An 18,976-nucleotide genomic window follows, 5' to 3' on the forward strand; every position below is an offset into this window, starting at 1 on the left:
CCTTCAGAAGACGGGCGTGCCGTCCTTGCGGAAATAGACGGACTTCCCGTCCGGCCCGGGGCGGATCATCAGGTCGTCGTCGGGGTATTCCACACGCTCGAACAGCGTGCGGTCGCCCACTTCCAGATAGACCACATCCGCCGCGCCGCGGTTGACCAGGTGGTGCGCGTCGCCCGTGCCGGCCGGGAAGCCCGCGCACATGCCGGGGGATAGTGCCGTCTCCCCCGCATCGGTCACCAGCGTCGGATGGCCTTCCAGGATGTAGACGAACTCGTCCTGCTTCTCATGCGCATGGCGCAGGGCGGAGGCCGCGCCGGGCGGCAGGCGCGTCAGGTTCACGCCGAAATTGCGCAGGCGGAAAAGGTCGCCGAGGACGCGCTTCTCCCGCCCTCCGATCTTGTTCACCAGGTCGGGCGGGTAGCCGGACGGGCGCGCGCGCGGCGGGACCTCGGCGGCGATGACGGCGATGGGCGGCTTTTCGTCGGGCATGGCGGCCTCCTCACCCCGCCGGGGGCAGGGCCAGCACATCCTGATGCCCGATGCGGACGGAGAGAAGCCCGTCGGCCGCCTGGGCGCGGCGCGCCTCGATCCAGTCCTCGATCGCCGCCGCGCCGCGGCGTTCCCAGGCGAAGGCGGCCGCGCCGTGGCCGGTGGCGATTTCCTGCGCAAACAGGCGCGACCGACGGTCGACGATCCAGTCCGACGGCCCGCGATGGACCGAGAAGCCGCGCCCAGCGAAGGCTTCCGCGATGGCGCGCGGCGCCTCGGGGCCGAGCGCCACGCCGCCGAACCCCTTGTCCCGCCGCTGGTCGCGGCGGAAGCCGCGCATCACCAGCGCATCGGCCGGATGGGGGGGCATGAAGCGCTCCCGCCCCGTGACGTTCAGCGCGGAATAGAAGGGCAGGCGATGGCGCGCGCAGGCATCGGCCATGCGCTCCACCCAGTCGCGGGAGACGAGGTCGCACAGCGCCGTGCTGACGACGGCGTCGACGCTGTCGAGCGGCAGGTTCTCCGGCGCCTCGGCCAGGTCTGCGAGCAGCGCTTCCACCCGCCAGGCGCCGCCGGGCGCGTGCACCAGCAGGGTGCGGCGGTTGGGCTGCGTCACCGTCCAGCCCACGCCGTCGGCGCGGTCGGCGATGGTGTCGAAGGCGCGCTCGACCAAGGCGGGGTCGGCATCGACCAGCGTCCAGGCCTGGGCGCGGCCGAAGAAATGGCCGAGCCAGCGCAGCAGGCTGCCCGTGCCGGCGCCGAGGTCGAGGATGCGCGGCCTGGCCGGCAGCGCGGCGGCAAGGGCCGAGGCGAGTTCGGCGTTGCGCGCGGCGGCGTCGTAGGGCTCGCGCAGGTCGAGCCAATCCCCGTCGAAGGCCTCGGTCATGCGGCGTGCGCCTTGTCCAGTTCCGCCAGGAAGGCCTGGGCCCGGTCGGCCCAGCGCGGCAGGCGCTGGCCGCCCTGCCAGGCGGCCTCGGCCATCTCGGCGCGGAGTTCGGCATCGAAGATCGGCCGGCGCATGCCCTTGGACAACGAGACATGGTCGTCGACCGGGGAGACGATGGCCGAGCCCGTCGCCACCACCTCGGCGATCGCGCCGCCGGCGGTGATGGCGAGCGGCAGGCCGCGGGCCATCGCCTCGGCCGCGGCCATGCCGTAGCCCTCCCAGCGCGTCGCCAGCGCGAACAGGTCGGCGCCGTCGTACAGCGCGTCCAGCGCCGGCCCGCTCACCTCGCCCGCGAAGGTCACGCGGCCGGCGATGCCGAGCTCATCGGCCAGCGCGCGCAGCCCATGCGCATGCGGCGGGTCGCGCCGTTCGTCGCCGGCGAGCGTGAGCGACCAGTCGAGGTCGGTCAGCCGGCCAAGCGCGCGCAGCAGCACGTCATGCCCCTTGCGCGGCACCAGCGTGCCGACGGACAGGATGGCGCAGCCGGGCCCGCCGGAGCCTGCCGCGCGCGGGGCGGGGTCCGTGCCGGGTTCCACCACGCCGATCCGCGCGGCATCCGCGCCGAATTCATCGGGCAGGCGGCGCGCCGTGAGGGGGGAGGTGCAGACCAGCCGGGCGCAGGCGCCGAACAGCGCGCGCTCCTTGGATTTGAGCACCATGCGCGTCGCCTCGGCGAAGCCGTGCTCGAGCGCCGTCGGGTGGTGGATCAGCGCGACCGCGCGGCGGGCAGACAGGTCCTGCGCCAGCGGCAGGAAGGCCGGCAGGCCGAGCCCGTCGATGACGATGCGCGCATCGGCCGGCAGGGCGGCGAGCGCGGCGCGGGCGCCTTCCGTCGCGGCGTCGTCCGGCACGGGATGGCTGCCGGGAAGTTCCACCACCTCGACCGTCTCGCCGAGGGCGCGCAGCCCCTCGACCAACCGGCGATCGTAGATGTAGCCGCCGGAGATCGCGTCGAAGGGGCCGGGGACGAGGAGGTGGATGGCGCTCAAGCCGCGGGCGCCCCTTCATAGGCGGCCCAGGCGACATGGCTTTCGCGCAGCAGCACCTTCAGCCCCGTCACGGCGCGCCCGCCATCGCCGAGCAGACCTTCGGCGAGCGCGGCCGAGAGCAGCTTGTGGATATGGGCGCAGAGGAATTCGGTCGTGGTGTTCTGGCCGGCGAATTGCGGCTCGGCATCGAGGTTCCGGTAGTCGAACCCGTCCAGGATTTTTCGAAGCTCCACCTTGGCCGCGGCGATGTCGACCAGCAGGTTCAGGTGGTCGAGCTGCGGGGCGCGGAATTCCGCCTCCACGATGAAGGTCGCGCCATGCAGGCGCTGCGCGGGCCCGAATTCCGCCCCGCGGAAGGAATGGGCGATCATGACGTGGTCGACGACGGTGAGGCTGTACATGGCTGTCCTTCTATCCGGCGCGGGGGGCCGCGTCACGCCGCGTAGGTGACGAGCGGGCAGAGCGGCGCAAGGGTCCCGGGCGGCGGGTTGAGCAGGCCGGGCATGGCCGCGGGCAGGTCCTCGAACCGCGTCGCGGGCCCGACCAGCGCGTCGAGCCGCGGGTCGGCCAGCAGGGACAGGGCGAGGGCCATGCGTTCGCCATGCGTCCGCCGCCCGCGCATGGCGGGGGATACGGCACCGACCTGGGTCGAGACGATCGAAAGACGTTTCGCGTGAAACGCTTCGCCGAGCGGGAGGGTCGCTTCCCGGTTGCCGAACCATGACGCTTCGACGATGCGGGCCTCGAAGGCGCAGAGTTCGAGGGCGCGGCGCAGCCCGGTCGGGTCGGCGGAGGCGTGGATGACGAGGTCGCGCCCGTCCGGCGCATCCTCCGGCGGGGTGAAGCGGGCGCCCAGCGCCTCGGCGGTGGGGCGGCGGCGCGGGTCGATGTCGCAGATGGCGACGTCCATGCCGGGGATGCGCGCGAGCAGCGAGGCGACGAGCAAGCCGACCACGCCGGCGCCGATGACGAGGGCGCGCTCGCCGGCCAGCGGCCGCGCGTCCCACAGCACGTTGACCGCCGTTTCCATGTTGGCGGCGAGGACCGCGCGCGCGTCGGGGACGTTGTCCGGGACGGGGATGCACATGGCGGCCGGGGCGAGGAAGCGGTCCTGGTGCGGATGCAGGCAGAAGACGCGGCGGTGGCGGAGGTGGTCGGGGCCGTCCTCCACCGTGCCGACGGCGCTGTAGCCGTACTTCACCGGATACGGGAAATCCCCGGCCTGGAGCGGGCATCGCATGGCGGCGTGCTGGCTTTCCGGCACGCGTCCGGCCAGCACCAGCCGCTCCGTCCCGCGCGAGATGCCCGTGGCGCGGGTGCGGATGAGGGCCTGCTCGGCCTGTCGCGTGGGCAGGGTCTCGGTGCGGATCTCGCACCGCCCTTGCGCGATGGTCCAGAGCGCGCGCGCCGTGGTCATGCTTCGTGCTGCCCTTCGCCGTCGGTTCCCAGGAAACAAGGAAGGAGGGGGATTCGGGGGAGTTCCCTCCCCCGATGCTTTCTAGTCACCGTTGCCCTGGCCTTGCCCGATGCAGCGGGATGTCGAGCAGGATGTCCGGCGCGATCTGGTGCACCGTCCAGTCGAAGCGCAACCCGTCCGCGATGCGGGCGACTTCCGGCAGGGTGAAGGCCGGGATGCCGGAGCCGAGCAGCACGGGGGCCACGGTGACGTGCAGGTGGTCGAGGCAGCCCGTGGCGAGGAAGCGGGAGACGGTGAGCCCGCCGCCCTCGACGAAGATGCGGGTCAGGCCGCGCACGGCGAGGGCCGCGAGCAGCGCGGCGGGCGCGATTCCGCCCGTGGCCTCGCGCGGCAGGCGCAGCACCTCGGCGGTGCCGTGGCGGTCGGCCCCCGGCGTGTCCTCGGCGCAGGCGAGCAGCGTCGGCGGGCCTTCGCGAAAGACGCGGAATTCCGTCGACAGGCGCCGGTCGGTGTCGATGACGACGCGGACCGGATCGGGCCCTTCGACCTCCCGCGTCGTCAGGCGCGGATCGTCGTGGCGCACGGTGCCGGCGCCGACCACGACCGCGTGGCAGAGCGCGCGCAGGCGGTGGGTGTGCAGGATGTCCCCCGGCCCGCCGATCCATTGGCTGCTGCCGGAGGCGGTGGCGATGCGCCCGTCGAGCGTCTGGGCCAGGCGCCCGACCACGCGGCAGCCATCGGCCGCGACGGGCGGGGCGAGGATGGGCGCGAAGAGCGGCGCGAGCGGCCCGGCGGCCGGCGACGCGCCGTCCCGCGCCGCGAGCAGCGCGGCCCATGCCGTATCGGTTTCGGCCCTGTCCATCGTCGCGCCTCATGCCCGAAGCGGGCCGGCCGCGCCAGGGACCGTTCGGGAATGCCGAAGTGTCCCTCAGGGCCCGCCCAGGGTTATGGGCAGGATCTGCACCGCCGCTTCGGCCAGCAGCCCGGCCAGGATCGGCAGCGGGAAGGCCGAGACCAGGCGCAGCGCCACGAAGCGCCATCCCAGCACCGGGTATTCCCAGGTGATGATCCGGTGGATGGCGAAGATCGACCAGCCGGTGATCAGCGCCGCCATCTGCGGCACGCCCGCGCCGGCCTTGGCGAAGGCCAGCACCAGGGGGAAGGTCACGAAGGGCCCGCCCGGCATCAGCCCGCCGGCGAGCGAGGCGACGAGGATGCCGGAGAAGCCGGATTCGGGGCCGATCCAACCCTCCGCCGCATCGGCCGGGATGAGTTCCGCGAGGAACGCCGCCATCGGCAGCGCGACGGCGAAGATGGGCAGGATCTTCAGCAGGCTCTGCCCCGCATCGGCGCCGACCTTGCGCGCCGTGCCGGGCCCGCGCCGCAGGGCGAATCCGAAGGCGATGGCCGCCAGGGCGGCGAGCAGCAACTGCCCGCCGGTCATTTCGGCGCCTCCCAGGCGATGGGCAGGCGGCGCGCGATCCAGCCGGCCAGCATCGGCATGGGCAGGGTCAGCAGGGTGCGCAGGATGGCGAAGTCCGGCCCGAGCAGCGGCATCTCGTAGACCAGCAGCTTCTGGAAGCCGTTCAGCGACCAGGAGAGGATGTAGGCGACGAGCGCGCCGCGATCCGCCCCCGCGCCGGCCAGCACGAGCACGAGCGGAAAGGCCGCCATCGGCCCGCCCGGCGTCAGCGCGCCGGCGAGCGTCGCGACCGCGAGGCCGAACCAGCCGCTGTCCGCCCCCATCCAGCGCGCGAGCGCGCCGGGGGACATCAGCTGCCGCAGCGCGGCCGCGAGCACCAGCCCCGCGACCAGCGAAGGCGCGATGAAGAGGAACAGCTCCCAGGCATGGAACAGCGCGGCGCCGAGCGCGCCCGCCCCGTCGCGCCGCCACAGAGCGGCGCCGGAGGCGGCGGCGATCGACCCGATGAGGAGCAGGCTGGCGTGGCGGCGGAGGAAGGCGGTCACGCCGGCAGGCTGCGCCGGGCGGGGGCGCCGGGCAAGGCACCCCCGCCCGGGTCGCGGCTAGACGCGCGCCGAAAGGGCGAGCGCGGGGGCGCGGGTCTGCGTCATGCGCCCGAGCGCCGCGTAGCCCGGCGGCGCGGCCTTCGGCATGGCGGCACCCGCGATCGTCTCGATGACGCGGGACTGGAGGGAGACGGCGCGTTCCAGCAGCCGCTTGTTCTCCCGTCCCAGCTCGTCGATGCGCCGGGCGAGGATCTCGGCCGCGGCGCGCACCTCGCCGGCCGGCGGGCCGCCATGCTTGGCCTGCGCCGCGTAGGCGGCGGCGAAGGCGTCGGATGCGGCGATCTTGCTGCTGGCCAGGGTCGCGGCGCGGGAGAGGTCGAGCGCGGCGAGCGCCTCGTTCTCCGCGCGCAGCGCCTCGGCCAGCCGCTGCCCGGCCAGGATAAGCGTGTCCATCATCGTCCCGTATCTCCCGTATTGGGGTTCTGGGTGGCACCGCGCATGCGCGTCATTTCGCGCAGCACGGAATCGGCGAGGCCGAGCCCATGGCCGGACCGCGTGGCGGCGGCGGCGAAGGCATCGACGAGCATGGGGCGCCACTGCGCCTCGGCCGCCCCGCCGCCGAAGCGGCTGCGGGACTGGTCGACGGTGGCGAACATGGGCTGGAGCATCAGGCCGAAGGCCTGCGCCTCGAAGTCGCGGGCGGCGCGACGCATGGCGGCATCGTTGCCGGTCGCGGCGGGGGCGGACAGGCCGCGGGGCTGCACCGGCGGCATGGCGGGGGCGTCCATCAGCGGATCTCCAGTTCCGCCTGGAGGGCGCCGGCGGCCTTGATCGCCTGGAGGATGGTGATCATGTCGCGCGGCCCGACGCCGAGGCTGTTCAGGTTGCGCACCAGGTCCTGCAGCGTGACGGATTGCTGCACGATGCCCAGGCGCCGCTCGCGCTGGTCGTCGACCTCGATGCTGGTGCGCGGCACCACGGCCGTCTCGCCGCCGCCGAAGGCGTTGGGCTGGCTGACCTGCGGCGTCTCGGTGACGCGGATCGTCAGGTTGCCCTGGGCGATCGCGACGGTGGAGACGCGGACATTGGCGCCCATGACGATGGTGCCGGACGCCTCGTCGATCACGACGCGGGCGACCTGGTCGGGCTCGACGCGCAGCTGCTCGATGCGGCTGAGGAACTCGACCGGGCTGCGGCCGCCGAGCGCCACCGTCACGGTGCGCGAATCGGATGCCTGGGCGACGTCGCCGCGCATGGAACCGTTGATCGCCGCGGCGATGCGCCGGGCCGTCGTCAGGTCCGGGTTGCGCAGGGAAAGGCGGATGCGGTCGCGGCTGGCGAGCTGGAAGGGAACTTCCCGTTCCACGATCGCGCCATTGGCGATGCGGCCGGAGGTCGGCACGCCGCGGGTGATGGAGGCCCCCGCGCCGCGGGCGCTGACCGCGCCGGTGGCGATCGAGCCCTGGGCGACGGCATAGACTTCGCCATCCGCGCCGAGCAGCGGCGTGACGAGCAGCGTGCCGCCCGTGAGGTTCGTGGCGTCGCCGAGCGCCGAGACCGAGATGTCGATCCGGCTGCCCGGCCGGGCGAAGGGCGGCAGGTTGGCCGTGATCATCACGGCCGCGACGTTGCGCGTATCGAGCTGGCGCTCGTTGTCGCGGGTGTTGACGCCCAGGCGCTCGAGCATGCCGACCAGGGATTGCCGGGTGAAGACCGCTGAGCGCAGCCGGTCGCCGGTGCCGTTGAGCCCGACGACCAGCCCGTAGCCGACGAGCTGGTTGTCGCGGACCCCCTCGACATCGGCGATGTCCTTGATGCGGACCTGCTGGGCCGCGGCGACCGGGACGAAGACGAGGGCGAGCAGCAGCGCCGCCGCGGCCATCTTCGTTCTCGCGTAAGCATTGCCGATCAAGATGTGTCTCCTGCGCGCCGCCCGCGTTGCGTCGTGGCGCGTTTGCCTGCTGTGCCCCGGAAGCGGGGGCAGCCGGGGCGGATGGGACAGGGCAAGCCCTGTGCCAGCCCGAACCCCGGCCCACAGGGCGCCTGGGGCGGCAGGGATTGCCGGGAGACGGCCGGAGGTGCCGGTCGCACGGAAGGGATGGGACCATGGTCGGTGTGCGGGGCGTGACAGGCGGGGTGGCGACGGGGGCGGGACGGCAGGTCCGGTCCTCCGGCGGCGGCTTCCGGCTGGGCGGCACGGGCGGGACCTCGGGCGCTGCGGCCGCGCAGTCTGCCTCCGCGCCGCAGGGAATCGGGCTGCTCGCATTGCAGGAGACCGCGCCGGCGGCGGAACGTGACGCCCGCGCGCGCAAGCGCGGGGAGGAACTGATCGAGGAACTCTCCGCCCTGCAGCTGGCGATGCTTTCGGGCCGGGCGGACCCGGCGCGGCTGCGCCGGCTGGCGACGCTCTCGGTGGGCGAAGCCGCGGCCGATCCGGGGCTTGCCGCGGCCGTTGCGGGGCTGCAACTGCGCGCCAGGGTGGAACTGGCGCGGCTTGGCCTGTCACCGGACTGAAAAGCGCGCCGTTTCAGGGATTTGTCGCGAAAGCCCCTCTTGGCTTTCGCCACGGGGCGCGTCTATGTTCCGCCCGCGCTTAGGGGGGGTCGGCAGCCACACAGGCGGCCAGGCCCTCGGGGCCGGGGAAGAACATACATGCTCGTGACGCTGCCGCCCGATTACAGGCCCTCGGAAGCCGAGGAGTTCATGAACCCGCAGCAGCTGGAGTATTTCCGGCAGAAGCTGCTTCGCTGGCGCCAGGACCTGTTGCGGGAGGCAGGCGAGACACTCTCCTCCCTCTCCGAAGGCGGCATCACCGAGCCGGACCTGACGGACCGCGCCAGCGTCGAGACCGACCGGGCGCTTGAACTCCGCACCCGCGACCGGGCCCGCAAGCTGATCAGCAAGATCGACCAGGCGATCGACCGGATCGAGAACGGCACCTACGGCTATTGCGAGGAAAGCGGCGAGCCGATCGGCCTGCGGCGCCTCGAGGCCCGCCCGATCGCGACCATGAGCATCGAGGCGCAGGAGCGCCACGAGCGCATGGAACGCGTGCACCGGGACGACTGATCCCGCCCGCGCGCCCCGCATGCGCCCGGGGCGCCGGCCATCCGCCGGACGGGCCATCGCCACGCTTCCTTCTTGTGATGCCATGGCCGGCGGTGATCGCCGCGCCGCGATGACGTCGGCGGCCGGCAGTCGCGCGACTCGCGGTGCGCCATGAGGCCGCTACGCCGCCGACGGCCCGTATCGGCCGCCCCCGCGCGGGACCAAGCGCCGCCGCCGGCCCGACTCGTCCGCCTGCTGCTGATCGGCGCGGCGGGCCTTGCCCTGCCGATCCTGCTGCACGCCATCCTGCTGCCGGTCTGGGGCGAGGGCGCGACGCCGCTCTTCGTCGTGTTCCTCCTGTCCCTGCTGCCGGCGACCGCCGTCGCCTTCGTCTGTGCCGGCGAGGGCATGCTGCGCATCGGCTACGCCATGTGCATCATCGTCGGCGCCGCCTTCCTGTCCGTCGGCCTGCACGAGGCGCGCATCTTCGGCGGCGTGCCGAGCCTCGATGCGGCGGAGGCGCCGTCCCACCCGGCGGCCGCCGGCTTCCTGCTGCCCGCAGCCGTCCCGCGCGCGGATCTCGCGCGCACCGTCGAAGTCCGACTCGAACTGCCGCGGCGCGACATGCGGGGGTATTCCACCAGCCCCAGCCGGCTGCGCGGCCGCTTCACGGTCGTGCCCGTGGTGGGGCCGGACTGGACGCCGGCGCAGCGCGTGCCCGTGGTCGCCGTGCTGGAACACGGGCCGGATGGCGTGGCGCGTGCGGTGCCGGGCGCGCCCTGGGATGCGGGGCGCGGCGTGCTGCGCCTGCTGCCCGAGCCGCTGCGGGATTTCGCCGTCGAGGAAGCGCTGCGGCAGGCGGGATGGACGGCGGCGCCATACATCGTCGTCGGCCGCTGGGTGACGGATCCGCACTGGGCCAGGCTCGACGCCGCGCGGCCGCTGCTGTGGCTGTACGGGGCGGCGCTGCTCGGCCTGGCGCTGGTGATCCTGTCCCGCCATGCGCTGATCGCGGGGCGGCTTGACCGGCTGACGGAAGGGCTGGGCGAGGAGGTCTCCACGGGCCGCGAGATCCTGCTCGGGATTGCCGGACTCACGCTGCCCTGCGTCTTCGCCCTGGCGATCCGTCATTCGGGGGCGGATGGCTTCCTCGGCTTGCTCGCGGTCTGCTTCGCCGTCGTGCCGTCGCTCATGCTCACGCTCGGCGCCTCGGGCAAGGCCACGCCGATCGGCGTGGTGATTGCCGGGATGATCCTGGTCGTCACCCTGCCCATCGCCGTGCTGGTGCGCGGCGGGGGGCCGCGGGGCGACCTGCCTTCACTCGCCGGCGCGCGCTGGGCCGATGTGCAGGAGGCGATGATCGTGATCGGCGCGGGCTGGCTCGCCTGGGCCCTGCTCGTGATCGTCGGGCGCGCGCTGCAAGGCCGGGGCGGCGGCGCCTCCCGCTGACCGGCGCGACCCTGCTCAGCCCGGCAGCGGCGGCGGGGGATCGTCGAGCCCCGCCGGCGCGACCGCGAGTGGGTCCCGCGCGATCAGTCCCGCGTCGTTCTCCGCCACGCGGCCGACGCGCGACGCGACGGGCCAGAAGGCCAGCAGCGCATCCTCGGCCGGGCGCAGCAGGGCGAGCAGCGCCGGCTCGTCATCCCCCGCCAGCCACGCATCCCAGGCCGCGGGCGGCAGGATCACGGGCATGCGGTCATGCAGCAGCGCCTGCCGGCCGGCGGCCGCGCAGGTGACGATGGTGTAGGTCCGCAGCCATTCGCCGTCCGGCTGCTTCCAGCCTTCCCACAGGCCTGCACACGCCATGGGCTCGCCCGACCGCAGCGAACAGGCGAAGGGCTGCTTGCCCTTCCCCTCCGCCCGCCATTCGTAGAAGCCGTCCATCGGCACGAGGCAGCGGCGCTTGTGGAAGGCATCGCGGAAGGCGGGCTTTTCCGCGACCGTTTCGCCCCGCGCGTTCATCATCCGCGCCGCCCCCGTCGCATCCTTCGCCCAGCGCGGCACCAGGCCCCAGCGCAGCACGTCGAGATGCCGCGCGCCGGTTTCCGGATGCCGCCGCACCGCCAGCCCTTCCTGCGTCGGCGCCTTGTTGAAGGACGGCAGCAGGTTCGGCGTGGCGTTGGTGGTGCCGAAGTAGCGCGCGATGTCGCCCGAGGACCGGGCCTGGAAATACCTGCCGCACATGGGGTTTGTCCGCCGGTAGGTTAGCCGCCACGCCAACCCTAACCTCCCGGCGGAAGGGGGGGCAGGCCCCCCCTAGACCCCCCCTGCCGCGGCGCACCGCCGCGGCGGTTTGGGGGAGCGCGGGCGGGCAGGGCGCGCATGCGAAGGGCGGGGCGGCCCCTCGGCCACCCCGCCCCACCGTTCCGCCTGCCGCCGTCAGAAGGGCAGGATGATGTCGAGCAGTTCCTGGCCCACCCGCGGCCGCTGCACGTCGCTGATCGTGCCCCGCCCGCCATAGGCGATGCGCGCTTCGGCCAGCCGGTCGTGCCGGACCGTGTTGTCGGACGCGATGTCCTGCGGGCGGATCACGCCGCCGACCGTCAGGTCGCGCATCTCGCTGTTCACCCGCACCTGCTGCCGGCCGGTCACCACCAGGTTCCCGTTCGGCAGCACCTGCGCGACGGTCGCGGCGACGCGCAGCGTCACCGTCTCGTTGCGCCGGATCGCGCCGGTGCCGTTCACGCCGGAGGTCGAGCTCGCCTCCACCAGCCGGCTCGGGTCGATCCCCGTCGGGAACAGCCGGGCATAGGAGGATTCGAGGCCCATCAGCCGCGGCAGCCCCATCCCTTCCGTGTTGTCGCGCGACCGCACGGTGCGGTTCTGCAACTCCGCCTCGTCGGCGATGGAGACAAGGACGGTGATGATGTCGCCCACCGCCGCCGCGCGCTGGTCGCGCAGGAAGGTCCGGCTGCCCGGCCGCCACAGCGAATTGTTCGCCAGCGGCGGGTCCTGCGGGTTCGGCATCGGCATCGACACCGGCCGCCAGCGCGGATCCTGCGTCGGGTTGGTGATGCCCGCCATGTCGGGCGCATCGCCCAGGCGGGAGAGCCGCTCGGCGCCCGAACAGGCGGCCAGCAGCATCGGCACCATCAGAAGAAGGATGCGGCGCATCTCAGCCCCTCCGCGCGATGGTCACGGGTGTCGATCCCGGCCGCACGCGCACGCGGCCCGGTCCGATCGCCTCCGCCTCGACGACGGTGCGCGACATCAGGTTCATCACCGGCACCATCTGCCCGCGCGCCGCCGATTCCATCGCGCGGCCCTGGGCGGTCAGCGAGATGCCGGGTCCTTCCAGCACCATGAGCACCAGCTGGTTCTTCGTGACGATCGCCGGCGCGGCCAGGTCCACCGTCATGAAGGGCAGGTCGGAGGCGATCGGCCGGCGCAGCTGCTTGCCGAGCACGTCCTCGGCCCGCTGCGCGGTGCCCGGGCGGACGCGCTCGGCGCGCTGGCGCACCTCCCGCAGATCCTCCGGCCCGACCACGTCGCCCACCGCCATCCGGCGCGTGGCGACCACGACCGGCACGGTCGGCACCGCGCGCCCGGCGAGCCGGATGCGCTGCGTCGCCATGCCCTCGGCCGAGACCACCAGCGTCACCGCGAAGCGGCGCGAGGCGGTGTCCACGTAGGGTGCCTCGACCATCACCTGCGGCAGCGCACCGAGCGGGACGAGCGGCGGGGAGAAGCCGGGCAGTTCCAGTTCCGCATCGGCATCGAGGCCGAGCCGCGACAGCTCGTCGCGCAGCATCGCCTCCACATCCTCGCGCGGCAGGGGGCGGCCGGGGCGCTCGACGACGCTCCGCTCCTCCCCCGACAGGGGCCGCCAGTTGAGGCCGTGCCGGCGGGCGAGGCCCGACAGCTGCGCGGCGTCGAGCATCATCCGCCGGCCCGGCGCCGGGGCGGCGCCCACCGTCCGGTCGGCCAGCGCGCCGGCATTCTCGAAGATGTCCCCCAGCCTGAGCACCGTGTCCTCGGCGAGCACGAGCGGGCGGGGGAAGGGGGGCGCCACCTCGGCCCGCGCGGGCAGCGCGAGGGCCGGCAGCAGGAACAGCGCGCGGCGCTTCATCAGCGGAGCCTCGTCAGGGTGGACAGCATCTCGTCGGATGCGGTGATGACGCGGGAATTCATCTCGTAGGCGCGCTGCGCGGTGATCAGGGAGGTGATCTCCTGGACCACGTTGACGTTCGACGTCTCGATGAAGCCCTGCATGGTCTGGCCGTAGCCGGGCGTGCCGGCGGCACCCGCCTGCGGCTCGCCCGAGGCCGGGGTGGCGAGGAAGAGGTTGTCGCCGATCGCCTCGAGCCCGCCCTCGTTCGCGAAGATCGCGAGCTGCAGCTGGCCGACGTTCTGCGGCTGGACCTGGCCGTCGATCTTGGCCAGCACCTCGCCATTGGCGTTGATGGTGACGTCGCGCGCATTGGCCGGGATGGTGATGCCCGGCTGCACGACGAAGCCTTCGGCCGTGACGATCGTGCCCTCGGCGCTCAGGCCGAAGGTGCCGTCGCGGGTGAAGGCGGTCTCGCCCGAGGGCATCTGGATCTGGAAGTAGCCGTTGCCGCGGATGGCGACGTCGAAGCGGTTCTCGGTCTGCTGCAGGTTGCCCTGCTCGCTGATCCGGTAGACGGCGGCGGTGCGCACGCCCAGGCCGATCTGCGCGCCCGACGGCAGGACGGTGCCGGTGTCCGCGCTCTGCGAGCCGGTGCGGCGGAGGTTCTGGTAGATCAGGTCCTGGAACTCGGCGCGCCGGCGCTTGAAGCCGGTGGTCGAGATGTTGGCGATGTTGTTGGAGATGACCTCGACGTTGTTCTGCTGGGCCATCATGCCGGTGGCGGCGATGTGGAGGGATCGCATGGTGGCTCTCCTCAGGCGCGGCGGCGCAGGATGCGCTCGACGGCGGTGGACAGGCGCTCGCCCTCGCGCTCGGCGAACTGGGCGGCGAACTGGAATTCGCGGAGTTCCGCGGTCAGGCGGGTCATTTCCATGATCGGGCGGACGTTGCTGCCCTCGAGCGCGCCCTGGACGATGCGCGGGCGGTCCATGGCGCGGGCTTCCTCGCCCGCCGGGTCGAACAGGCGGTCGCCTTCGGCGCGCAGGTTCTGGACGTTGTCGAAGCGGACGATGCGGACGCGGCCGAGATTGCCGTTCTCGCTGCGGATCGTCCCGTCGCCCAGCACCTCGATGCGCGAATCGTTGGGTGCGACGGCGATCGGGGCGCCTTCGGCGTTGAGCAGCGGGTTGCCTTCCATGTCGACGATCCGCCCGCCCTCGCCGAGGGAGAAGCGGCCGGCGCGGGTGAAGCGCTCGCCGCGCGGGGTCTCGACGGCGAAGAAGCCTTCCCCGTTGATGGCGAGGTCGAGCGGGTTGCCCGTGGTCTGGATCGGGCCCTGGTCGGTCTCCCGCCAGGTGGCGCGGTCCTGCACGAAGGCGACGGGCCGCGCGCCCGCCGGGCCGGCGACCTGGTTCTGCCGGGCCACGTATTCGGCGAAGACGGGGCGCAGCGCGCGGAAGCCGGGCGTGTCGGCATTGGCGACGTTGTGCGCCAGCACCTGCGTCGCCCGGTTCTGCAACGACAGGCGCGAGAGGATGATGTAGCCGGGATTGTCCATGCCGCTCTGGTCTCCGTCCCCGGGGCGTGGCCGCCGGGCGGGGGCATCAGGGCAACCGGCGTGCCAGCCCTGGCGGCCGATCCGGCCGGCAAACCCTGCCGGTGGGCGGCAGTGTTGCGCCCCGTGCGGCAGCGCCGGCCGGGCGTTAACGAACGGCGCAAGGGTTCCTTAACGACCGGGGTGGATGCTGTGGGCCTGACAGGAGGTCGGGCATGGCGTCGGCGGCGGCACCCGCGGCAGAGGCTGCGGAAGGCGAGGCGAAGAAGGGGGGCGGCAAGAAGAAGCTGCTGCTCATCGCGCTGCCCGTCATCCTGATCGGCGCGGGCGCGGGCCTGTGGTTCACCGGGATCCTGCCCGGCCTGCTCGGCATGAACCCCCCGCCCGCCCAGACGGCGGAGGGCGAAGGCGCCCCGGCGGCCGAGGCCCCGCGCCCGCCCGCCTTCTTCGACATGCCCGAGATCATCACCAACCTGAACGTGCCCGGCCGCCGCCCGGTCTTCGTCAAGCTGCGCAGCAAGCTCGAGATCACGCGCGCGGAGGATTCCGCGGCCATCCAGACCGCCATGCCGCGGCTGCTCGACCTGTTCCAGACCCATCTGCGGGAGATGCGGCCCGAGGAGCTGCGCGGTTCCGCCGGCACCCAGCGGCTGCGGGAGGAACTGGTGGCGCGCGCCAACATCGCCGTCGCCCCGCCCGCGGGCAGCAACCAGCCCACGCCGCGCATCACCGACGTGCTGTTCACGGAGATCCTGGTCCAGTGAGCACGCAGGAGGAAGAAGACCTCGCCGCCGCCTGGGGCGCCGCGCTGGACGAGGAAGGCGCGCAGCCCGAGGCCGAGGCCGCCGCGCCCGCCCCCGACGCCATGCGCGTGCTGAACCAGGCCGAGATCGACAGCCTGCTGGGCTTCGAGACCGGGCCCTCGGGCTCGGGCGAGGAAAGCGGCATCCAGAAGATCATCTCCTCGGGGCTGGTCTCCTACGAACGCCTGCCGATGCTGGAGATCGTGTTCGACCGGCTCGTGCGGCTGATGTCGACCACGCTGCGCAACTTCACCTCGGACAACGTGGAAGTCTCGATCGACGGCATCGTCTCGCTGCGCTTCGCGGACTACCTGAACTCCATCCCGCTGCCGGCCATGCTCGGCGTCACGCGCGCGGACGAATGGGACAATTACGGCCTGGTCGTCGTCGATTCGGCGCTGATCTACTCGGTCGTCGACGTGCTGCTCGGCGGGCGGCGCGGCACCGCGGCGATGCGCATCGAGGGCCGGCCCTACACCACGATCGAGCGCACGCTGGTCGAGCGCCTGATCGGCGTCTTCCTCGAGGACCTGACGGCGGCCTTCGAGCCGCTCTGCCCCGTGCAGTTCAAGTTCGACCGGCTGGAGGTGAACCCGCGCTTTGCCGCCATCTCCCGCCCGTCCAACGCCTGCGTGCTGGTGCGCCTGCGCATCGACATGGAGGATCGCGGCGGCAAGCTCGAGCTGCTGCTGCCCTACGCGACGCTGGAACCGGTGCGCGAACTGCTGCTGCAGCAGTTCATGGGCGAGAAATTCGGCCGCGACAGCATCTGGGAAACCCACCTGGCCGAGGAGCTGCGCTCGACCGAGGTCGCGCTCGACGTCGTGCTGGACGAGCAGGTGATGCCGCTGGCGCAGATCGTCGAGCTGCGCGTGGGCGACCGGATCACGCTCGGCGTCGCGCCGGGCGCGCCGGTGCGGCTGCGCTGCGGGGAGGTCTCGCTGTTCGAGGGCGAGCTCGGCCGCCGCGACCAGCGGCTCGCGGTGCGCATCTCGCGCGAGCTGGAACGCCGCAAGGAAATGGGGGCCGGGTCATGAGCATCCTGGAATGGGGCCTGCAGATCGTGCTGCTCGCCCTGCTGGGCGCGGCGATCCCCTTCGCGCTGCGGCTGGAACGCGCGCTGCGCGAGATCCGCCGCGACCGCGGCGCGATGGAGACGAGCGCGCAGGGCCTGAACGAGGCCGCGCGCATGGCCGAGGCGGCGATGGTGCGCCTGCGCGCATCCGCCGAGCTCGCCGGCCGGCAGATCGCCGAGCGCACCGCCCAGGCGGAGCCGCTGCGCGACGACCTGCGCTACCTGATCGAGCGCGCCGAATCTCTGGCCGACCGGCTCGAGGGCCTGGTGCGCGCCGGCCGACCGATGGCGGCCGACGCGCCGCGCGCGGCCGAGCCCGCCCCGGCGTTGCAGAGCCAGGCGGAGCGCGACCTGCTGCGTGCCATCTCCCTCGGCGCCGCGAGGGCCGGCCGATGAAGCTGCCGCGCCCGCGCCTCCTGCCGCTCGCCATCCTCGCCATGGGCGGCCTGTTCCTCGTGAAGGCGGAATCGCTGCTCGCCGTGCTGCGCGCGCCATCGAGCCTGCCCGCCGTCGTCGTCGCCCCCGCGCAGGCTGCCGATCCCGCGCCGCCGCCCCCTTCCGCGCAGCAGCGCCAGCCCGCGCCCGCCGCGCAGGTGCCGGCCGCCGCCGCGCCCGTCAACCTGGCCGCCCTGACCCAGCCCGACCCCGCGGCCGAGGCCGAGCGCGCGCTGCTCGAGCAGCTGCGCGCCCGGCGCGCGGAGATCGAGGCGCGCGAGCAGGCCGTCGCGCAGCAGGAGGTGATGTTGCGCGCGGCCGAGCAGCGCCTGACCCGCCGCGTCGAGGAACTGGCCGCGCTGCAGTCGCGGCTCGAGGCGCTGGACCGCGGTCGCGGCGAGCGCGAGGAGGCCGGCTGGCGCGGCCTGGTGCGCACCTATGAATCGATGCGTCCGCGCGATGCGGCCGCGATCTTCAACGACCTGGAAATGCCTGTGCTGGTAGAGATCATCGACCGCATGAGCGAGCGCAAGGTCGCGCCCGTCATCGGCGCGATGCAGCCGGAGCGGGCGCGACTGGTCACTACCGAACTTGCCCGTCACCGCGCGCGTCGCACGACGGTTGACTGACCCACGGACCCTTGAGAGAGCAGCAGGAGGCCGCAGAGCCGATGGACAAGAACATCAACGTCCTGATCGTGGACGACTACCGGACGATGCTGCGCATCATCCGCAACCTGTTGAAGCAGCTGGACTTCAACAACGTGGATGAGGCGACCGACGGGCAGGAGGCCCTGGCCAAGCTGCGCGCGGGCAATTTCGGCCTCGTCATCAGCGACTGGAACATGGCGCCGATGACCGGTCTCGACCTGCTGAAGGAGGTTCGGGCCGATGCGCGGCTGAAGAACCTGCCCTTCATCATGATCACGGCCGAGAGCAAGACCGAGAACGTGGTCGCGGCGAAGCAGGCCGGCGTGTCGAACTACATCGTGAAGCCCTTCAACGCCGAGACGCTGAAGGAGAAGATCGAGAAGGTGATGGTCCATGCCTGACGGTGCGCAGGCAGGTCCCGACGAGGACCGGATCGAGGCCGCTGTCCGCGCCGTGCTGGTCAGCATGTCGGGCGACCTGACGGCCAAGGAGGCGGCGCTGCTGGCCGAGCTCGAGGCGCTCGGCCGCACCATCGCCCGCGCCAAGGCGGAGATCGCTCAGCTTTCGGTGGACGACATCACCGGTGCGCACATCCCCTCGGCCACCGACGAGCTCGACGCCATCGTCGACCACACGGCGCAGGCGACGAACGAGATCCTCGACGCCTGCGAGACGCTCGAGAAGCTGGAGGCGGAGGTTCCGCCCGCGGCGGCGGAGGCCCTGCAGGGCGCGGTGACGCGCATCTACGAGGCCTGCTCCTTCCAGGACATCACCGGCCAGCGCATCAGCAAGGTCGTGTCCGCCCTGAAGGCGATCGAGAGCCGCGTCGAGGCCGCGGTCGCCAATGCGAGCGGCCGTCCCGCCCCGGCCCCGGCCGCGGCGGCGCCCGTCGCGCCGAAGACCGAGGGCCAGGAACTGGCCAACGGGCCGCAGCTGCCGGGCGGCGGCACCTCCCAGGAGGAAATCGACCGCCTGCTGGCGAGCTTCGACTGATGCGCCGCGCGGCGCCGATCCTCCTGCTGCTGCTTGCCCTCGCCGCGCCGGCGGGGGCGGAGGAGGCGCCGCGCGTTCCGCTGCGCGCGGGCAGCCATGCCGACCACGGCCGGATCGTCTTCGACTGGCCGTCCCAGGTGGGCTACCGCGTCGAGGAACAGGACGGGCGGGCGGTGATCCGCTTTGCCGCGCCTGCGCGGCTCGACCTTGCCGCCGCGCGCCGGCCGCCGCGCAACATGCTCGCCGTCGAGCAGGAGGAGGACGCGGTGGTGCTGCGCCTGGCACCGGGCGCGCGCCTCCGTCACTTCAGGCTCGGCAACCGCATCGTCGTCGATGCGCTGGATGCCCGCGCCGAGGGCGAGGCCGCGCCAGCCGCCGCGCCCGCCGAACGCAACGCCGCCCGCCGCGACGCCGCGCGCCCCCGCGCCGCCGAGGCGAACGAGACACCCGCCGCGCCGCCGCCTGCCGCCGCCGCTGCCGCCACTCCCGCCGCGCCGAGGCCGGCTGAGGGAGGCGGCGATGCGCATCGAGGACATGCTGCCCGAGGGCCGCCCCGT

The 18,976-nt window shown here is 73.2% G+C and carries 26 protein-coding genes; 10 read left to right on the forward strand and 16 right to left on the reverse strand.

The window, feature by feature from the left end:
• Positions 1-3 precede the first annotated feature (3 nt).
• The 11 genes from J5Y09_RS13020 to J5Y09_RS13070 form a co-directional block, all read right to left on the reverse strand.
• On the reverse strand, positions 4-489 hold the full coding sequence (locus J5Y09_RS13020; RefSeq protein WP_209352223.1) for a cupin domain-containing protein: 486 nt from the start codon (positions 487-489) through the stop codon (positions 4-6).
• 10 nt (positions 490-499) lie between these two features.
• Positions 500-1,375, reverse strand: a complete 876-nt coding sequence (locus tag J5Y09_RS13025; protein WP_209352224.1) for a class I SAM-dependent methyltransferase — start codon at positions 1,373-1,375, stop codon at positions 500-502.
• Positions 1,372-2,424 carry a glycosyltransferase family 4 protein gene (locus J5Y09_RS13030; RefSeq protein WP_209352225.1) on the reverse strand — a complete coding sequence of 351 codons (1,053 nt, stop codon included), beginning with the start codon at positions 2,422-2,424 and terminating at the stop codon, positions 1,372-1,374. The genes J5Y09_RS13025 and J5Y09_RS13030 overlap by 4 nt, the downstream gene beginning before the upstream one ends.
• Positions 2,421-2,825: a 6-pyruvoyl trahydropterin synthase family protein gene (locus J5Y09_RS13035; RefSeq protein ID WP_209352226.1), complete on the reverse strand. Its 405-nt coding sequence runs from the start codon at positions 2,823-2,825 to the stop codon at positions 2,421-2,423. Before J5Y09_RS13035 ends, J5Y09_RS13030 begins: the two co-directional genes overlap by 4 nt.
• 32 nt (positions 2,826-2,857) lie before the next feature.
• Complete coding sequence (locus tag J5Y09_RS13040) at positions 2,858-3,841, reverse strand: zinc-dependent alcohol dehydrogenase (RefSeq protein ID WP_209352227.1); 984 nt, start codon at positions 3,839-3,841, stop codon at positions 2,858-2,860.
• Between the two features lie 85 nt (positions 3,842-3,926).
• Positions 3,927-4,703: a RibD family protein gene (locus J5Y09_RS13045; protein WP_209352228.1), complete on the reverse strand. Its 777-nt coding sequence runs from the start codon at positions 4,701-4,703 to the stop codon at positions 3,927-3,929.
• A gap of 66 nt (positions 4,704-4,769) precedes the next feature.
• Positions 4,770-5,285: a hypothetical protein gene (locus J5Y09_RS13050; RefSeq protein ID WP_209352229.1), complete on the reverse strand. Its 516-nt coding sequence runs from the start codon at positions 5,283-5,285 to the stop codon at positions 4,770-4,772.
• Positions 5,282-5,809, reverse strand: a complete 528-nt coding sequence (locus tag J5Y09_RS13055) for a hypothetical protein (protein WP_209352230.1) — start codon at positions 5,807-5,809, stop codon at positions 5,282-5,284. Before J5Y09_RS13055 ends, J5Y09_RS13050 begins: the two co-directional genes overlap by 4 nt.
• A 57-nt stretch (positions 5,810-5,866) precedes the next feature.
• Entirely contained in the window at positions 5,867-6,265 is a 399-nt protein-coding gene (locus J5Y09_RS13060) for a hypothetical protein (RefSeq protein WP_198376363.1), read from the reverse strand.
• Positions 6,262-6,597 (reverse strand): rod-binding protein, encoded by a 336-nt coding sequence (locus J5Y09_RS13065; RefSeq protein WP_245217091.1) that lies wholly within the window; start codon positions 6,595-6,597, stop codon positions 6,262-6,264. The genes J5Y09_RS13060 and J5Y09_RS13065 overlap by 4 nt, the downstream gene beginning before the upstream one ends.
• Positions 6,597-7,691 (reverse strand): flagellar basal body P-ring protein FlgI, encoded by a 1,095-nt coding sequence (locus J5Y09_RS13070; RefSeq protein ID WP_209352258.1) that lies wholly within the window; start codon positions 7,689-7,691, stop codon positions 6,597-6,599. The genes J5Y09_RS13065 and J5Y09_RS13070 overlap by 1 nt, the downstream gene beginning before the upstream one ends.
• 224 nt (positions 7,692-7,915) lie before the next feature.
• On the opposite strand from J5Y09_RS13070, the gene J5Y09_RS13075 reads away from it, so the two are divergent.
• The 3 genes from J5Y09_RS13075 (at position 7,916) to J5Y09_RS13085 (ending at position 10,306) form a co-directional block, all read left to right on the forward strand.
• Positions 7,916-8,323 carry a flagellar assembly protein FliX gene (locus tag J5Y09_RS13075; protein WP_209352231.1) on the forward strand — a complete coding sequence of 136 codons (408 nt, stop codon included), beginning with the start codon at positions 7,916-7,918 and terminating at the stop codon, positions 8,321-8,323.
• A gap of 138 nt (positions 8,324-8,461) precedes the next feature.
• Positions 8,462-8,878 (forward strand): RNA polymerase-binding protein DksA, encoded by a 417-nt coding sequence (gene dksA / locus J5Y09_RS13080; protein ID WP_209352232.1) that lies wholly within the window; start codon positions 8,462-8,464, stop codon positions 8,876-8,878.
• 150 nt (positions 8,879-9,028) lie between these two features.
• Positions 9,029-10,306: a hypothetical protein gene (locus J5Y09_RS13085; protein WP_209352233.1), complete on the forward strand. Its 1,278-nt coding sequence runs from the start codon at positions 9,029-9,031 to the stop codon at positions 10,304-10,306.
• Positions 10,307-10,321: 15 nt separating this feature from the next.
• On the opposite strand, the gene J5Y09_RS13090 is transcribed toward J5Y09_RS13085, so the two are convergent.
• From J5Y09_RS13090 to flgF, 5 genes are all read right to left on the reverse strand, one after another.
• A complete protein-coding gene (locus J5Y09_RS13090) occupies positions 10,322-11,041 on the reverse strand; it encodes an SOS response-associated peptidase (RefSeq protein ID WP_209352234.1) in 720 nt (239 codons plus the stop codon).
• Positions 11,042-11,236: 195 nt separating this feature from the next.
• On the reverse strand, positions 11,237-11,971 hold the full coding sequence (flgH, locus tag J5Y09_RS13095) for a flagellar basal body L-ring protein FlgH (protein WP_209352235.1): 735 nt from the start codon (positions 11,969-11,971) through the stop codon (positions 11,237-11,239).
• 1 nt (position 11,972) lies between these two features.
• Positions 11,973-12,926: a flagellar basal body P-ring formation chaperone FlgA gene (gene flgA, locus J5Y09_RS13100; protein ID WP_209352236.1), complete on the reverse strand. Its 954-nt coding sequence runs from the start codon at positions 12,924-12,926 to the stop codon at positions 11,973-11,975.
• A complete protein-coding gene (gene flgG, locus J5Y09_RS13105; protein ID WP_209352237.1) occupies positions 12,926-13,711 on the reverse strand; it encodes a flagellar basal-body rod protein FlgG in 786 nt (261 codons plus the stop codon). Before flgG ends, flgA begins: the two co-directional genes overlap by 1 nt.
• A gap of 11 nt (positions 13,712-13,722) precedes the next feature.
• Positions 13,723-14,466: a flagellar basal-body rod protein FlgF gene (gene flgF / locus J5Y09_RS13110; RefSeq protein WP_209352238.1), complete on the reverse strand. Its 744-nt coding sequence runs from the start codon at positions 14,464-14,466 to the stop codon at positions 13,723-13,725.
• 212 nt (positions 14,467-14,678) lie between these two features.
• On the opposite strand from flgF, the gene J5Y09_RS13115 reads away from it, so the two are divergent.
• The 7 genes from J5Y09_RS13115 to J5Y09_RS13145 form a co-directional block, all read left to right on the forward strand.
• Positions 14,679-15,227 (forward strand): flagellar basal body-associated FliL family protein, encoded by a 549-nt coding sequence (locus J5Y09_RS13115; protein WP_209352239.1) that lies wholly within the window; start codon positions 14,679-14,681, stop codon positions 15,225-15,227.
• Positions 15,224-16,303 carry a flagellar motor switch protein FliM gene (gene fliM, locus J5Y09_RS13120; protein WP_209352240.1) on the forward strand — a complete coding sequence of 360 codons (1,080 nt, stop codon included), beginning with the start codon at positions 15,224-15,226 and terminating at the stop codon, positions 16,301-16,303. Before J5Y09_RS13115 ends, fliM begins: the two co-directional genes overlap by 4 nt.
• Positions 16,300-16,737: a DUF6468 domain-containing protein gene (locus J5Y09_RS13125; protein WP_209352241.1), complete on the forward strand. Its 438-nt coding sequence runs from the start codon at positions 16,300-16,302 to the stop codon at positions 16,735-16,737. The genes fliM and J5Y09_RS13125 overlap by 4 nt, the downstream gene beginning before the upstream one ends.
• Positions 16,734-17,405, forward strand: a complete 672-nt coding sequence (locus tag J5Y09_RS13130) for a MotE family protein (RefSeq protein WP_209352242.1) — start codon at positions 16,734-16,736, stop codon at positions 17,403-17,405. Before J5Y09_RS13125 ends, J5Y09_RS13130 begins: the two co-directional genes overlap by 4 nt.
• A 41-nt stretch (positions 17,406-17,446) precedes the next feature.
• Positions 17,447-17,827 (forward strand): chemotaxis response regulator CheY, encoded by a 381-nt coding sequence (locus J5Y09_RS13135; RefSeq protein ID WP_198378675.1) that lies wholly within the window; start codon positions 17,447-17,449, stop codon positions 17,825-17,827.
• Entirely contained in the window at positions 17,820-18,419 is a 600-nt protein-coding gene (locus J5Y09_RS13140; protein ID WP_209352243.1) for a protein phosphatase CheZ, read from the forward strand. The genes J5Y09_RS13135 and J5Y09_RS13140 overlap by 8 nt, the downstream gene beginning before the upstream one ends.
• The coding region (locus tag J5Y09_RS13145; protein ID WP_432761237.1) for a hypothetical protein at positions 18,419-18,976 on the forward strand (558 nt) is incomplete at its 3' end. The genes J5Y09_RS13140 and J5Y09_RS13145, both read left to right, overlap by 1 nt.

This window comes from Roseomonas nitratireducens (assembly GCF_017813355.1).
GTDB lineage: Bacteria > Pseudomonadota > Alphaproteobacteria > Acetobacterales > Acetobacteraceae > Neoroseomonas > Neoroseomonas nitratireducens.

Coding starts and splice junctions, on each gene's coding strand:
- J5Y09_RS13020 (WP_209352223.1), bottom strand. CDS start 489: ATGCCCGACGAAAAGCCGCCCATCGCCGTCATCGCCGCCGAGGTCCCG.
- J5Y09_RS13025 (WP_209352224.1), bottom strand. CDS start 1,375: ATGACCGAGGCCTTCGACGGGGATTGGCTCGACCTGCGCGAGCCCTAC.
- J5Y09_RS13035 (WP_209352226.1), bottom strand. CDS start 2,825: ATGTACAGCCTCACCGTCGTCGACCACGTCATGATCGCCCATTCCTTC.
- J5Y09_RS13040 (WP_209352227.1), bottom strand. CDS start 3,841: ATGACCACGGCGCGCGCGCTCTGGACCATCGCGCAAGGGCGGTGCGAG.
- J5Y09_RS13045 (WP_209352228.1), bottom strand. CDS start 4,703: ATGGACAGGGCCGAAACCGATACGGCATGGGCCGCGCTGCTCGCGGCG.
- J5Y09_RS13050 (WP_209352229.1), bottom strand. CDS start 5,285: ATGACCGGCGGGCAGTTGCTGCTCGCCGCCCTGGCGGCCATCGCCTTC.
- J5Y09_RS13060 (WP_198376363.1), bottom strand. CDS start 6,265: ATGATGGACACGCTTATCCTGGCCGGGCAGCGGCTGGCCGAGGCGCTG.
- J5Y09_RS13065 (WP_245217091.1), bottom strand. CDS start 6,597: ATGGACGCCCCCGCCATGCCGCCGGTGCAGCCCCGCGGCCTGTCCGCC.
- J5Y09_RS13070 (WP_209352258.1), bottom strand. CDS start 7,691: ATGGCCGCGGCGGCGCTGCTGCTCGCCCTCGTCTTCGTCCCGGTCGCC.
- J5Y09_RS13075 (WP_209352231.1), top strand. CDS start 7,916: ATGGTCGGTGTGCGGGGCGTGACAGGCGGGGTGGCGACGGGGGCGGGA.
- dksA (WP_209352232.1), top strand. CDS start 8,462: ATGCTCGTGACGCTGCCGCCCGATTACAGGCCCTCGGAAGCCGAGGAG.
- J5Y09_RS13085 (WP_209352233.1), top strand. CDS start 9,029: ATGAGGCCGCTACGCCGCCGACGGCCCGTATCGGCCGCCCCCGCGCGG.
- J5Y09_RS13090 (WP_209352234.1), bottom strand. CDS start 11,041: ATGTGCGGCAGGTATTTCCAGGCCCGGTCCTCGGGCGACATCGCGCGC.
- flgH (WP_209352235.1), bottom strand. CDS start 11,971: ATGCGCCGCATCCTTCTTCTGATGGTGCCGATGCTGCTGGCCGCCTGT.
- flgA (WP_209352236.1), bottom strand. CDS start 12,926: ATGAAGCGCCGCGCGCTGTTCCTGCTGCCGGCCCTCGCGCTGCCCGCG.
- flgG (WP_209352237.1), bottom strand. CDS start 13,711: ATGCGATCCCTCCACATCGCCGCCACCGGCATGATGGCCCAGCAGAAC.
- flgF (WP_209352238.1), bottom strand. CDS start 14,466: ATGGACAATCCCGGCTACATCATCCTCTCGCGCCTGTCGTTGCAGAAC.
- J5Y09_RS13115 (WP_209352239.1), top strand. CDS start 14,679: ATGGCGTCGGCGGCGGCACCCGCGGCAGAGGCTGCGGAAGGCGAGGCG.
- J5Y09_RS13125 (WP_209352241.1), top strand. CDS start 16,300: ATGAGCATCCTGGAATGGGGCCTGCAGATCGTGCTGCTCGCCCTGCTG.
- J5Y09_RS13130 (WP_209352242.1), top strand. CDS start 16,734: ATGAAGCTGCCGCGCCCGCGCCTCCTGCCGCTCGCCATCCTCGCCATG.
- J5Y09_RS13135 (WP_198378675.1), top strand. CDS start 17,447: ATGGACAAGAACATCAACGTCCTGATCGTGGACGACTACCGGACGATG.
- J5Y09_RS13140 (WP_209352243.1), top strand. CDS start 17,820: ATGCCTGACGGTGCGCAGGCAGGTCCCGACGAGGACCGGATCGAGGCC.